Below are 12886 nucleotides of genomic sequence, written 5' to 3'. Positions count from 1 at the left end.
TCAGGCCACGGCCTCCAGCGCCGCCTCGATCCGGGGCCGCGCGGCCTCGGCCGCCGCCCGGCCCGCGGCGATGGCGGTCTCGGCCTCGAAGAAGGACAGGCTCGACAGCGCCGACAGGTTGATCTCGATCGTCACGTCGGCCGGGTCGGCGGCGGCGCGGGTGCGGCGCAGGTATTCCATCATCATGTCGATCGAGGCCGCGACCACGTCGGCGCCCTGGGGCGTCGGCTCCGGCTCGGCCGCCTCGGGCCGCAGCGCCTCGGGCAGCGCCTCGGCCAGCCGCGTCCAGAGGCCCGCCCCGGGCGGCTGCGGCACCCAGACCCGCCCCGACGGCTTGGCATTGGGGTTCACCGCCAGGATCACCCGCGCCCCCCGCGCCCGCGCCACCGAGACCGGCACCGGGTTCGTCAGCCCGCCATCGACCAGCCAGCGCCCGTCGATGTGCTGCGGCGAGAACAGGCCGGGGATCGAGACCGAGGCACGCACGGCCGGCAGGAGCGGCCCGTCGTCGAGCCAGACCTCGCGGCCCGTTTCCAGGTCGGTGGCGACCGCGGTGAAGGGAATGTCAAGCGCGCCGATGCCGACGTCGAGCCCCCACTCCCCCAGCACCGAGGCGATCTCGCGCCCCGCCACCAGCCCGCCGGCCGAGAACCGGAAATCCATCAGCCGCAGGAACCTCGCCTGCGTCAGCCCGCGCGCCCAGGCCTCCAGCTCGGCCCGCGCGCCGCCCGCCTCGGCCGCGCCCACCAGCGCGCCCATGGAACTGCCCGCGATGAAGCCGGGGCGCACGCCGATCTCGTCCAGCACCGACAACACGCCCAGATGCGCCCAGCCCCGCGCCCCGCCCGAGCCGAGCGCCAGCCCCACCTTCGGCCTGCCCACCATCGCCGCCTCCCCCGTGCCGCGCCCCGCCCTTCATCTTTCCGAAAATACGCAAGCCCGGCAACCGCCCGCGCGGCGCCGGGTCGGGGGCGCGGCGGCGCCGCCCGCTACTCGGCGGCGTGCTTGCGCGGCTTCAGCATCGGCTTGAGGTAGCGCCCGGTGTGCGACCGCTCGACCTCGGCCACCTGCTCGGGCGTGCCGGCGGCGACGATCTCGCCGCCGCCGTCGCCGCCCTCGGGGCCGATGTCGATGATCCAGTCGGCGGTCTTGACCACGTCGAGGTTGTGCTCGATCACAACCACGCTGTTGCCCTGCTCGACCAGCTCGTGCAGCACCTCCAGCAGCTTGCGCACATCCTCGAAATGCAGCCCCGTCGTCGGCTCGTCGAGGATGTAGAGCGTGCGCCCCGTCGACCGTTTCGACAGCTCCTTCGACAGCTTCACCCGCTGCGCCTCGCCGCCCGAGAGAGTCGTCGCCTGCTGGCCCACCTTGATGTAGCCGAGGCCCACCCGGACCAGCGCGTCCATCTTCTCGCGGATCGACGGCACCGCCTTGAAGAACTCCTGCGCGTCCTCGACCGTCATGTCGAGCACGTCGGCGATGGACTTGCCCTTGAACTGCACCTCCAGCGTCTCGCGGTTGTAGCGCTTGCCCTTGCAGGTCTCGCAGGTCACGTAGACGTCGGGCAGGAAGTGCATCTCGATCTTGATGACGCCATCGCCCTGGCAGGCCTCGCAGCGGCCGCCCTTGACGTTGAAGCTGAAGCGCCCGGGCGCGTAGCCCCGCGCCTTGGCCTCGGGCAGCCCGGCGAACCAGTCGCGGATCGGGGTGAAGGCGCCGGTGTAGGTCGCGGGGTTCGACCGCGGGGTGCGGCCGATCGGGCGCTGGTCGATGTCGATCACCTTGTCGAGATGCTCGAAGCCCTTGATGGTCTCGCAGGGCGCGGGCGTCTCGCGGGCGCCGTTCAGGCGCATCGCGGCGGTCTTGAACAGGGTCTCGATGGTGAGGGTCGACTTGCCCCCGCCCGAGACGCCGGTGACGCAGACGAAGCGGCCCAGCGGGAACTCGGCCGTCACCGCCTTGAGGTTGTTGCCGGTGGCCTTGACCACCGTCAGCTTCTTGCCGTTGCCCTTGCGCCGCTCGGCCGGTACCGAGATCTCGCGCGCGCCCGACAGGTATTGCCCGGTCAGGCTGGCCGGGTCGGCCGCGATCTCGGCCGGCGTGCCATGCGCCACCACGCGGCCGCCATGCACGCCCGCGCCGGGGCCGATGTCGAAGACGTAGTCGGCGTCGCGGATCGCCTCCTCGTCATGCTCCACCACCAGCACCGTGTTGCCCTGGTCGCGCAGGTTGCGCAGCGTGTCGAGCAGGCGGGAGTTGTCGCGCTGGTGCAACCCGATCGAGGGCTCGTCGAGGACGTAGAGCACGCCGGTCAGCCCGCTGCCGATCTGGGAGGCGAGCCGGATGCGCTGGCTTTCCCCGCCCGACAGCGTGCCGGCATTGCGGCTGAGCGTCAGGTAGTCCAGGCCGACGTTGTTCAGGAAACCCAGCCGCTCGCGGATCTCCTTGAGGATGGCGCGGGCGATCTCGTTCTTCTGCGCGGTCAGGTGGGCGGGCACCGTCTCGCACCAGCGATGGGCCTCGCGGATCGACATCTGCACCACCTCGCCCACGTGCAGCCCCGCGACCCGCACCGCCAGCGCCTCGGGGCGCAGCCGGTAGCCGCCGCAGGCGCCGCAGGGGCGGTTGTTCTGGTACTGCTCGAACTCCTCGCGGACCCAGGCGCTGTCGGTCTCGCGGTAGCGGCGCTCCATGTTGGGAATGACGCCCTCGAAGGTGCGTTTCACCTGGTAGACGCGGCCGCCCTCGTCATAGCGGAACTGGATCTCCTCCTCGCCCGAGCCGCGCAGGAACACCTGCTGCACGGCGGGCGACAGGTTCTTCCACGGGGTCTTGGGGTCGAAGCCGTAGTGGCGGGCGATGGCGTGGATGGTCTGGGTGAAATAGGGCGACTTGCCCTTGCGCCAGGGCGCGATGGCGCCGTTCTCGAGGCTGAGGGCGGCGTCGGGCACCATCAGGCGCTCGTCGAAGAACAGCTCCATCCCCAGCCCGTCGCAGACCGGGCAGGCGCCGAAGGGCGCGTTGAACGAGAACAGGCGCGGCTCGATCTCGGGGATGGTGAAGCCCGAGACGGGGCAGGCGAAATTCTCGGAAAAGGTGATGCGCGCCGGCTCGTCGGTCTCTGCCGAGCCCTCCTCGCGCGACGAGGAGGCGGAGGCCTCCGAGGAGCCGCGCGGCACGGTCTCCAGCACCGCGATCCCGTCGGCCAGGTCCAGCGCGGTGCGGAAACTGTCCGCCAGCCGCGTCTCGATCCCCGGCCGCACCACGATCCGGTCGACCACCACGTCGATGTCGTGGCGGAACTTCTTGTCCAGCGTGGGCGGCGCGTCGAGCTCGTAGAACTCCCCGTCCACCTTCACCCGCTGGAAGCCCTGCTTGCGCAGCTCCAGGAACTCCTTGCGATACTCGCCCTTGCGGTCGCGCACGATGGGGGCGAGCAGGTAGGCGCGCGTCCCCTCCTCCATCGCCATCACCCGGTCGACCATGTCCTGCACCTGCTGCGCCTCGATCGGCAAGCCGGTCGCCGGCGAATAGGGCGTGCCCGCGCGGGCGAAAAGGAGCCGCAGGTAGTCGTAGATCTCCGTCACCGTGCCGACGGTGGAGCGCGGGTTCTTAGAAGTCGTCTTCTGCTCGATCGAGATCGCCGGCGACAGGCCCGAGATGTGGTCCACGTCGGGCTTCTGCATCATGTCGAGGAACTGGCGCGCATAGGCCGACAGGCTCTCGACATAGCGGCGCTGCCCCTCGGCGTAGATCGTGTCGAAGGCGAGCGACGACTTGCCCGAGCCCGACAGCCCGGTGATCACCACCAGCCGGTCGCGGGGGATGTCGAGATCGACGTTCTTGAGGTTGTGCTCGCGCGCGCCGCGCACCTCGATCTGCTTCAGCTCGGGCATGGGGAGGGCCTGTGGTTAACGGTTCGGCAACAGATAGGGGAGCGCGGCCGAGTCTCCAACCAAAATGTGAGAACGTTCAGCGAACATTCACCCGCGCGGCGGCGCGATAGGCCAGCGCGGTGGCCGCGGCCCCGAAAACGCCCACCGCGATGGCCATGGGCAGGCTCGCCCCCGCCCCCAGCGCGGCCAGCACCGGCGTGCCCGAGAAGGTGCCGATGTTGCCCAGCTGCGCCAGCGCGCCGTTGGCCAGCGCCCGGTCCGCCTCGGCGCCGTTCAGCCAGGGCACCGCGGCAAAGCCCCCGCCGGCGATGACCCCCGACACCAGCATCCCCGCCACCACCAGCGGCACGGCCAGCCCCGGCAGCACCAGCGCCGCCGCGAACAGCGCCGCCATGGCGGCAAAGCCCCCCGCGACCAGCGCCCCCGGCGCCACCAGCCGGGTCAGCGGCCCCACCGCCAGCGACCCCGCCAGCCCCACCAGCGGCAGCACCGCCGCCAGCCAGGGCGCGCCCAGCGCGGCGGGCAGGAAGGTGACCAGCGCAAGGAACAGGAAGGCGTAGGTGCCGTGGCCCAGCGCGGGCGCGAACAGGCGCGGGGTGCGGTAGATGGCGACATGGTCGGCCAGCCGCGGCAGGGGCCGGGGCGCCGTGGCCACCCGCGGCGGCAGCATCCGCCACAACACCAGGCCCAGCAGCGCGGCGAGGCCCGCGTGGGTGCCGTAGACCACGCCGGCGTCCTGCCCCACCACCAGCGCCGCCAGCGCGAAGCCGACGCCGAAGAACGTCGCCCAGATGCCCATGACCAGCCCCCGGTCGCGCGGCGCGGCGAGGCCGGCCATCAGCGTCGGGATCGCCACCACAAGCACCAGGTGCCCCGCGCCCTCCAGCACCCTCAGCGCCATCAGCGCCGCGAAGGGCGGCAGCACCGCCTGCCCCGCCCCCGCCAGCGCCGACAGGGCCAGCGCCGCCAGGATCGCCCGCCGCGGCCCGAGGCTGGCGGTGATCCCGCCCGCCATGACGCCGAACAGGATGCCCATGACCGCCACGCCCGACACGGCGAAGGCGACCGGCGCGTCCGGGTAGGCCAGCGCCAGCGCCGGCAGCGTGAGGGAGACCTTGGCGAACTGCCCCGCCGCCACGAGGCCCGCGGCGTAGAGCGCGCCGATCAACGCCCACGGGGTCCGGTCCGGCAGGTGGGGAAGATCGCGCGCCATGGCGCCTGCATCGCCGCGCGGCCCCCCGGGGTCAAGCATGGCGTGGCGCCAACCGGCGGAATTCCTTGCTTCTTGATCGGCGCGCAGTGGTCTAGCGTGGCGGATGACAGACTCCGTCCCGATGTCACAACAACAGGACCATTCCCGATGCGTGCCTTTCTGATCGCCCTTCTTTCCCTCCTCCTGCTGCCGCTGGCCGCGCTGGCGCAGCAGGGCGACCGGCCGAACACCATTCTCGTGCTCGACGCCTCGGGCTCGATGTGGGGGCAGATCGACGGGGTGAACAAGGTCGTCATCGCCCGCGAGGTGATCGCCGAGCTGCTGGCCGACCTGCCCGACGACGCGTCGCTGGGCCTGACGGTCTACGGCCACCGCGAGCGCGGGTCCTGCACCGACATCGAGACCATCGTCGCCCCCGGCCCCTTCACCCAGGACCGGATCCTCGAGGCGGTGAACAGCATCAACCCCCGCGGCCGCACGCCGATGACCGACGCCGTCGTCGCCGCGGCGCAGTCGCTGCGCTACACCGAGGAGGCGGCGACCGTCATCCTGGTGTCGGACGGGATCGAGAACTGCAACCCCGACCCCTGCGCCATGGCCCGCGCGCTGGAAGAGGCCGGCGTCGCCTTCACCGCCCACGTGATCGGCTTCGACGTCGCCTCGGAACCCGAGGCGCGCGCGCAGATGCAGTGCATCGCCGAGGGCACCGGCGGGCTGTTCCTGACCGCCGACAACGCCGCCGAACTGTCCAGCGCGCTGCAGCAGGTGGTGCAGGCCCCTGCCCCGGTGTCGGTGCAGCTGCAGGCCGTGGTGGTGCCCGGCAACACCCCGCCGACCCGGCCCGTGACCTGGACCATCCTGACCGCCGACGGCGCCGTCCTGTCCGACGGCACGCAGGGCGCGGCCATCGCCGCCGACCTCCTGCCAGGCGCCTACATCGCCCGCGCGACGCGGGCCGAACCCGCGGGGCCGGTGCCCTACCAGGCCGGCTTCACCGTCGTGCCGGGCGGGATCGCCCCGGTCGTCGTGCCGATGCCAGAGATCGTGGAGACGGTGCCCGTCACCTTCACCGCGCGGGTGGAGCCCGACATGTCGGTGCCCGCCTCGCCCCTCGACTGGACCCTGACGGATGCCGCGGGCAACGTGCTGCTGGGCCCCGTGCAGGCGCCCGGCGGCAACGTGCAGCTCCTGCCCGGCGACTACCGGCTCAGCGTGCTGCGCGTGGCGCAGGGCACGACGCATGAGGCGCGCTTCACGGTCGTCTCGGGCCAGCCGCAGGAGGTGGTGATCCCGCTGCCCGCGCTGCTGGTCGACGTGACCTTCACCGCGCGGCTCGACAGCGCCGACGGGCCGCTCATCACCGACCCGGTGCTGTGGGAGGTGACGCCGCTGGCCCCCGCGGGCGAGATCGCGCCGGCCAACCCGGCGCAGGTCGCACTGACCCGCGGCGCCTACCGTGTCACCGGCTACTGGACCGCGCGCGAGGTGGAACAGGCGGCCGACTTCGTCATCGTCGACCAGCCGCGCGAGATCGTGCTGGTGTTCGAGGCGCCGCTGCCGGCGGCCAGCCTGACCGCCCCCGCCACCGCCGTGGCCGGCGCCACCATCGAGGTCGGCTGGACCGGCCCGGGCGACCCGCGCGACTACATCGGCGTCGGCACCCCGGAGGCCACCGGGTCGGCGCGCTGGGACAACTACACCTACACCCGCGAGCCCTCGCCCCTGATGCTGGAAATGCCGATGCAGCCCGGGCCGCACCTGATCCGCTACTTCTCGTCGGACGGGGCCGAGGTGCTGGCCGAGGTGCCGATCACCGTGACGCCGGTCAGCGCCACCCTGACCGCGCCTGCCACCGCCGTGGCCGGGTCCACCATCGAGGTCGGCTGGACCGGCCCCGACTACCGGCAGGACTACATCGGCATCGGGCTGACCACGGCCGAACGCTCGGACCGCTGGGAAAACTACACCTACACCCGCGAGGGCAACCCCCTGCTGCTCGAGGTGCCGGTGACGCCCGGCGACTACCTGATCCGCTACATCGCGAACCAGGACCAGACCGTCATCGCCGAGCTGCCGATCACCGTGACCCCGGTCACCGCCACCCTGACCGGGCCGGCGACGGCGGCGGCGGGTTCGACCATCGAGGTGGGCTGGACCGGCCCCGGCTACCCGCAGGATTTCATCGGCATCGGGCTGGCCACCGCGGAACGGTCCGACCGCTGGGACAACTACACCTACACCCGCGAGGGCAACCCCCTGCGGCTGGAGGTGCCCCCCGCCCCCGGCGACTACGTGATCCGCTACGTCGTGAACCAGGACAACACGGTCATCGCCGAGCTGCCGATCACCGTGACCGCGGCCAGCGCCAGCCTGACCGCGCCCGCGACCGCCGTGGCCGGATCGACCATCGAGGTCGGCTGGACCGGCCCGGACGCGCCGCAGGACTACATCGGCATCGGGCTCGTCGGGGCTGAGGGCGGCCGGCGCTGGGAGAACTACACCTACACCCGCGACGGCAGCCCCCTGCGGCTGGCGGTGCCGGTCACGCCCGGCGACTACCTGATCACCTACTTCCTGAACCAGGACGCAACGCCGCTGGCGCAGGTGCCGATCACCGTCACCGCCGTGGGCGCGTCGATCACCGCGCCGGCCAGCGCGGTGGCGGGGGCCATGGTCGAGGTGGGCTGGACCGGGCCGGGCTATGACGGCGACTTCCTCGGCGTCGGCCGGGTGGACGCGACCGACGGCGCCCAGTGGGAGACCTACACCTACACCCGCGAGGGCAACCCGCTGCGCCTGGAGATGCCGACCGAACCCGGCGACTACCTGATCCGCTACATCGTCGGGCAGGACTACACCGCCATCGCCCAGACGCCGATCACGGTGACGGCGGTCGGCGCCACGATCACGGCGCCCGCCCGTGCGGCGGCGGGATCGACGATCGAGGTGGGCTGGACCGGGCCGGGCTACGACGGCGATTTCCTCGGGATCGGGCTGGCCGACGGATCGGACGGCGGCTGGGTGGCCTACACCTACACCCGCGACGGCAACCCCGCCCAGCTGACCCTGCCCGAGACGCCCGGCGCCTACGCGATCCGCTACTTCCTCGGCACCGACTACTCGGCCATCGCCGAGGTGCCGATCACGCTGGAGTAGGCACGAAAAAGGGGCGGCCCCGGCGGGACCGCCCCCTTTGCCCTGGCGTCCGGGTCAGATGTGAATGACGCGGCCGTAGGCGTCGAGCACGCTTTCGTGCATCATCTCGGACAGGGTCGGGTGCGGGAAGACCGTGTGCATCAGGTCCTCCTCGGTGGTCTCCAGCTGCTTGCCCAACGTGTAGCCCTGGATCATCTCGGTGACTTCCGCGCCGATCATGTGCGCGCCCAGAAGCTCGCCCGTCCTGGCGTCGAACACCGTCTTCACCAGCCCCTCGGGCTCGCCCAGCGCGATGGCCTTGCCGTTGCCGATGAAGGGGAAGCGGCCGACGCGGACCTCGTGGCCCAGCTCCTTGGCCTTGGCCTCGGTCAGACCGACGCTCGCCACCTGCGGGTGGCAGTAGGTGCAGCCGGGGATGGAGGTGGCCTTGATCGGGTGCACGGGGCGGCCCGCGATCATCTCGGCGACCATGACGCCCTCGTGCGACGCCTTGTGCGCCAGCCACGGCGCGCCGGCGACGTCGCCGATGGCGTACAGCCCCTCGACCCCGGTGCGGCAGTGGTCGTCGGTCACGACGTGGGTGCGGTCGATCTTCACGCCGAGCGCCTCGAGCCCGAGGTTCTCCACGTTGCCGACGATGCCGACGGCCGAGATCACGGTGTCGAACTCATGCGTTTCGGTCTTGCCGCCCACCTCGATGTGGGCCGTGACCTTGTCGGCCGCGCGGTCGAGCTTCTTGACCGTGCCCTTCTGGATGATCTTCATCCCCTGCTTCTCGAAGGACTTCTTGGCGAAGGCGCTGATCTCGGCGTCCTCGACGGGCAGGATGCGGTCCATCACCTCGACCACGGTCGTGTCGGCGCCGAGCGTGTTGTAGAAGCTGGCGAACTCGATCCCGATGGCGCCCGAGCCGATCACCAGCAGCTTCTTGGGCATGTGCGGCGGGACCAGCGCGTGCTTGTAGGTCCAGACCCGCTTGCCGTCGGCCTCGAGCCCCGGCAGTTCGCGCGCGCGGGCGCCGGTGGCCAGGATGATGTGGGGCGCGGTCAGATCCTCGGTGCCCTTGTCGGTCTTGACCGTGACGCGGCCCTTGGCGGGGATGGTCGCCTCGCCCATCAGGACGGTGACCTTGTTCTTCTTCATCAGGTGGCCGACGCCCGAGTTCAGCTGCTTGGCCACGCCGCGCGACCGCTTCACCACCGCGTCGAGGTCGTAGGAGATGTTCTCGGCCTTGAGCCCGAAATCCTTGGCGCGGTGCATCAGGTGGAAAACCTCGGACGACCGCAGCATCGCCTTGGTGGGGATGCAGCCCCAGTTCAGGCAGATGCCGCCCATGTGCTCGCGTTCGACGATGGCCGTCTTGAGGCCCAGCTGGCTGGCGCGGATGGCGGCGACATAGCCGCCGGGGCCGGCACCGATCACGATGACGTCGAAACTCTGGGATGCCACGGGTCGTTCTCCTCCGGAAATCATTTGTTCAACGTTAAACGATTTCCGGGCGCGCGGACAATTGCCGTTGGGTCGCAGGCGGGTTTGCGCGGGGCGCAGGGCTGGCCGCCGGCGCGGGGGCGTGTGGCTTCGGCAAGACGGAACCGCGGCACCGCGGTTTCGCGCCCAAGAAAACCGCGGTTCTCCGTCGACTCAGGCCGCCGCCGGCTCCAGCTCGCGCAGGATGCCGCCGTAGCCCGCGCCGGTCAGGAACGCCTGTTCCTCGGGCGTCGACACCCGCCCCAGCGCCGCGTTGCGGTAGGGAAAGCGGCCGAAGCGGCGGATGATCTCGCGGTGGACGCGGGCGTGCAGCAGGTTGTCGCCCTCGGCCATCCGCGCCTTGAACAGCCGCACCGACCGGTCCTGGTCGGTCAGCCGCTCGGAATGCATGAAGGGCATGTAGACGAACTGCCGCAGCGGCCCCGCCACCCGCAGGTCCCAGCCGTGCAGAACCGCGGTGCTGGCAAAGCGCAGGGCGCGGGCGTCCGAGGCGAAGGCGCGCGGGCTGTCGCGGAACATGTTGCGCGGGAACTGGTCGAGCAGCACGATCAGGGCCAGCGCGCCGCGCGGCCCCATCGCCCAGTGGTCGCAGGCCCCGTCGCAGGCGGTTTCCCAAAGCGCGCCGAAGCGGTCGCGGATGGTGCGGTCGAACAGCTCGTCCTTGGCGTACCACGTCGCCGGGCCCGCCTCCTCCCAGAAGGTCAGGACCTCGCCCGCCCGGTTCGTCTTGGCCGTCCTCATCGCCCGGCTTCCCCCTGTTCTCAGCCCTTCGCCACCGCCTCGTCGCCCGGTTCGGCCCGGTCGCGCACCGACGCCTCGATGGCGGCGGCCGCCACCGTGGCGGGCGAGACGCTGGGCACCACCGCCACGAAGGCGCCGGTCTTGGCCCCCGCCGGCCGCCGCGTCATCCGCCAGGCCGAGTAGGCCGCCATCAGCGCCAGGAGGCCGCCCATGAAGGCGAAGAAGCCCCCCGGCCCCGTCGCCGCCATGAGCCAGCCCACCAGCAGCGGCCCGCCGATCGCCCCGATCCCGTTCAGGAGCAAGAGGCCCGCGGACGCGCTCGCCATGTCCTCGGGCGCAAGGTAATCGTTGGTGTAGGCGATGGCGAGGGAATAGAGCGGGTTGGCCACCCCGCCGATGACGAACCCCACCACCAGCAGCGCGCCGAACTGGCCCACGAAGGGCAGCACGGCCAGCGACGCCACCGCCCCGAAGGCCGACAGCCCCAGGATCAGCGTGCGGCGGTCCATCCGGTCCGACGCCCAGCCGATGGGATACTGGCACAAAAGCCCCCCGGTGTAGATGATCGCCACGAAGATCGAGATCTCGCCCACCGTCAGCCCCGCCTCGGTGCCGAACACCGAGGCCATGCCGAACAGCGCCGAGAAGATGCCGCCGAGCAGGAACACCGACACGCAGCCGAGCGGCGAGGTGCGGTAGATCTCGGCCAGCCGCATCCGCTTGGCGTCGGCGAAGACCGGCGCGGGGTTGGCCGTCAGCAGGATCGGCGCGAAGGCGATGGAGACCAGCACCGAGGGGATGATGAACAAAAGGAACCCGCTCGGGTCCGGCAGGTTCAGGAGCGCCTGCGCCGCGATGATGCCCACCATCTGCACGATCAGGTAGAGCGACATCGCGCGCCCCCGCGTCTCGTTCGACGAGGCGTCGTTCAGCCAGCTTTCGACCGTGATGTAGACCCCGCAGAAGCAGAACCCGATGACCACGCGCAGCAGCGTCCAGGCGATCGGGTCGGTCAGCGTCGGGAACAGGATCAGCGCGGCCGAGATGAAGGAACCGAGCGCCGCGAAGACGCGGACATGCCCGACCCGGCGGATCATCGCCGGCGCCATGCGCGAGGCGAACAGGAAGCCCACGAAATAGGCCGACATCACCACTGACATCTGCCCGGTGGTGAATCCCTCCTCGGCGCCGCGGATGCCCAGGAGCGTGCCCTGCAGGCCGTTGCCGAGCATCAGGAACATCAGGCCCAGGAACAGCGGCCAGGTTGTGCGCAAGACGCCGATCATCGCGGCCGGTCCTTTCCACGGGGCGTTTCGCCCCTGCCCCGGTCTCTCACATCCGGGCGGGCATGAGCAAGGAGGCATCCCCGTAGGAGAAGAACCGGTAGCGCTCCGCGATGGCGTGGGCGTAGATCTCGCGCACCCGGTCCTGCCCCATCAGAGCCGAGACCAGCATCATCAGCGTCGATTTCGGCAGGTGGAAATTGGTCATCAGCCCGTCGGTGATCTTCCAGGCATAGCCGGGGTAGATGAAGATGTCGGTGTCGCCCTCGAAGGGCCGCATGGTGCCGTCCGCGGCCGCCGCCGTCTCGATCAGGCGGAGCGCGGTGGTGCCCACGGGGATGATCCGGCCGCCGGCGGCGCGGGTCGCGTTCATCTCGTCGGCGGCCTGCGGGCGCACCTCGCCCCATTCGGCGTGCATCCGGTGGGTGGTCACGTCGTCGACCGTGACCGGCAGGAAGGTGCCCGCGCCGACATGGAGCGTGACGAAGGTGAAGTCGATCCCCGCCTGCCCCAGCGCGGCCACCAGCGCCTCGTCGAAATGCAGGCTTGCCGTCGGCGCGGCCACCGCGCCCGCGCGTTTCGCCCAGATGGTCTGGTAATCCTCGCGGTCGCGCTCGTCGGGGGCGCGCTTGCCGGCGATGTAGGGCGGCAGCGGCATGGCGCCCGCGGCGTTGAGCGCGGCGTCGAAGTCGGGCCCCGTGAGGTTGAAGCGCAGGCGCAGCCCGTCGTGCAGGCCCTGCACCTCGGCCGACAGGTCGGGGGAAAAGACGATGGTCTCGCCCAGGCCCAGCTTGCGCAGCGGTTTCGCCAGCGCCGACCAGGTGCCGTCGGCCTGCGGCTCCATCAGCGTGACCTCGACCTTGGCGCGCACCTCGCCCTCGGGCGTCGCGCGCAGCCGCTCGCCGGTCAGCCGCGCGGGGATCACGCGGGTGTCGTTCAGGATCAGCCGGTCGCCGCGGCGCAGGATCGACGGCAGGTCGTGGACATGCCGGTCCTGGGTCTCGGGGCCGTTGGCGTAGAGCAGACGCGCCGAGGATCGCGGCCGCGCGGGGCGCGTGGCGATCAGGTCCTCGGGCAGGTCGAAATCGAAATCGTCGAGCTTCATC

8 protein-coding genes are annotated in these 12886 nt (G+C 71.3%); 1 reads left to right on the top strand and 7 read right to left on the bottom strand.

Annotated features, from left to right (window positions below; genetic code table 11):
• The 3 genes from HCU73_RS17565 to HCU73_RS17555 all read right to left on the bottom strand — a co-directional run bounded on the left by HCU73_RS17565 (window position 1) and on the right by HCU73_RS17555 (window position 5112).
• A complete protein-coding gene (locus HCU73_RS17565) occupies window positions 1–885 on the bottom strand; it encodes a patatin-like phospholipase family protein (protein WP_168624791.1) in 885 nt (294 codons plus the stop codon).
• Between the two features lie 104 nt (window positions 886–989).
• Window positions 990–3899, bottom strand: a complete 2910-nt coding sequence (gene uvrA, locus HCU73_RS17560) for an excinuclease ABC subunit UvrA (protein WP_168624790.1) — start codon at window positions 3897–3899, stop codon at window positions 990–992.
• A gap of 76 nt (window positions 3900–3975) precedes the next feature.
• Window positions 3976–5112, bottom strand: a complete 1137-nt coding sequence (locus HCU73_RS17555; RefSeq protein ID WP_168624789.1) for an MFS transporter — start codon at window positions 5110–5112, stop codon at window positions 3976–3978.
• A 147-nt stretch (window positions 5113–5259) separates the two neighbouring features.
• Between HCU73_RS17555 and HCU73_RS17550 the strand changes: the two genes are divergently transcribed.
• Complete coding sequence (locus tag HCU73_RS17550) at window positions 5260–8268, top strand: VWA domain-containing protein (RefSeq protein WP_168624788.1); 3009 nt, start codon at window positions 5260–5262, stop codon at window positions 8266–8268.
• Between the two features lie 54 nt (window positions 8269–8322).
• Here the strand turns inward: HCU73_RS17550 and lpdA are convergent, their stop codons facing one another.
• The 4 genes from lpdA to queA form a co-directional block, all read right to left on the bottom strand.
• Window positions 8323–9717, bottom strand: coding sequence for a dihydrolipoyl dehydrogenase (lpdA, locus tag HCU73_RS17545; protein ID WP_168624787.1), 1395 nt, complete (start codon window positions 9715–9717; stop codon window positions 8323–8325).
• Between the two features lie 192 nt (window positions 9718–9909).
• Window positions 9910–10497, bottom strand: coding sequence for a DUF924 family protein (locus tag HCU73_RS17540; protein WP_168624786.1), 588 nt, complete (start codon window positions 10495–10497; stop codon window positions 9910–9912).
• Window positions 10498–10517: 20 nt separating this feature from the next.
• On the bottom strand, window positions 10518–11783 hold the full coding sequence (locus HCU73_RS17535; protein ID WP_168624785.1) for an MFS transporter: 1266 nt from the start codon (window positions 11781–11783) through the stop codon (window positions 10518–10520).
• Window positions 11784–11829: 46 nt separating this feature from the next.
• Complete coding sequence (gene queA, locus HCU73_RS17530; RefSeq protein ID WP_168624784.1) at window positions 11830–12885, bottom strand: tRNA preQ1(34) S-adenosylmethionine ribosyltransferase-isomerase QueA; 1056 nt, start codon at window positions 12883–12885, stop codon at window positions 11830–11832.
• Window position 12886: the final 1 nt, after the last annotated feature.

The organism is Roseicyclus persicicus (assembly GCF_012395815.1).
Lineage (GTDB): Bacteria > Pseudomonadota > Alphaproteobacteria > Rhodobacterales > Rhodobacteraceae > Roseicyclus > Roseicyclus persicicus.
This window is presented reverse-complemented; position numbering and strand designations above follow the sequence as displayed.

Bases quoted from the DNA above. Each gene is read 5' to 3' on its own strand.
- HCU73_RS17565 (WP_168624791.1), bottom strand. From the start codon at position 885: ATGGTGGGCAGGCCGAAGGTGGGGCTGGCGCTCGGCTCGGGCGGGGCG.
- uvrA (WP_168624790.1), bottom strand. From the start codon at position 3,899: ATGCCCGAGCTGAAGCAGATCGAGGTGCGCGGCGCGCGCGAGCACAAC.
- HCU73_RS17555 (WP_168624789.1), bottom strand. From the start codon at position 5,112: ATGGCGCGCGATCTTCCCCACCTGCCGGACCGGACCCCGTGGGCGTTG.
- HCU73_RS17550 (WP_168624788.1), top strand. From the start codon at position 5,260: ATGCGTGCCTTTCTGATCGCCCTTCTTTCCCTCCTCCTGCTGCCGCTG.
- HCU73_RS17540 (WP_168624786.1), bottom strand. From the start codon at position 10,497: ATGAGGACGGCCAAGACGAACCGGGCGGGCGAGGTCCTGACCTTCTGG.
- HCU73_RS17535 (WP_168624785.1), bottom strand. From the start codon at position 11,783: ATGATCGGCGTCTTGCGCACAACCTGGCCGCTGTTCCTGGGCCTGATG.
- queA (WP_168624784.1), bottom strand. From the start codon at position 12,885: ATGAAGCTCGACGATTTCGATTTCGACCTGCCCGAGGACCTGATCGCC.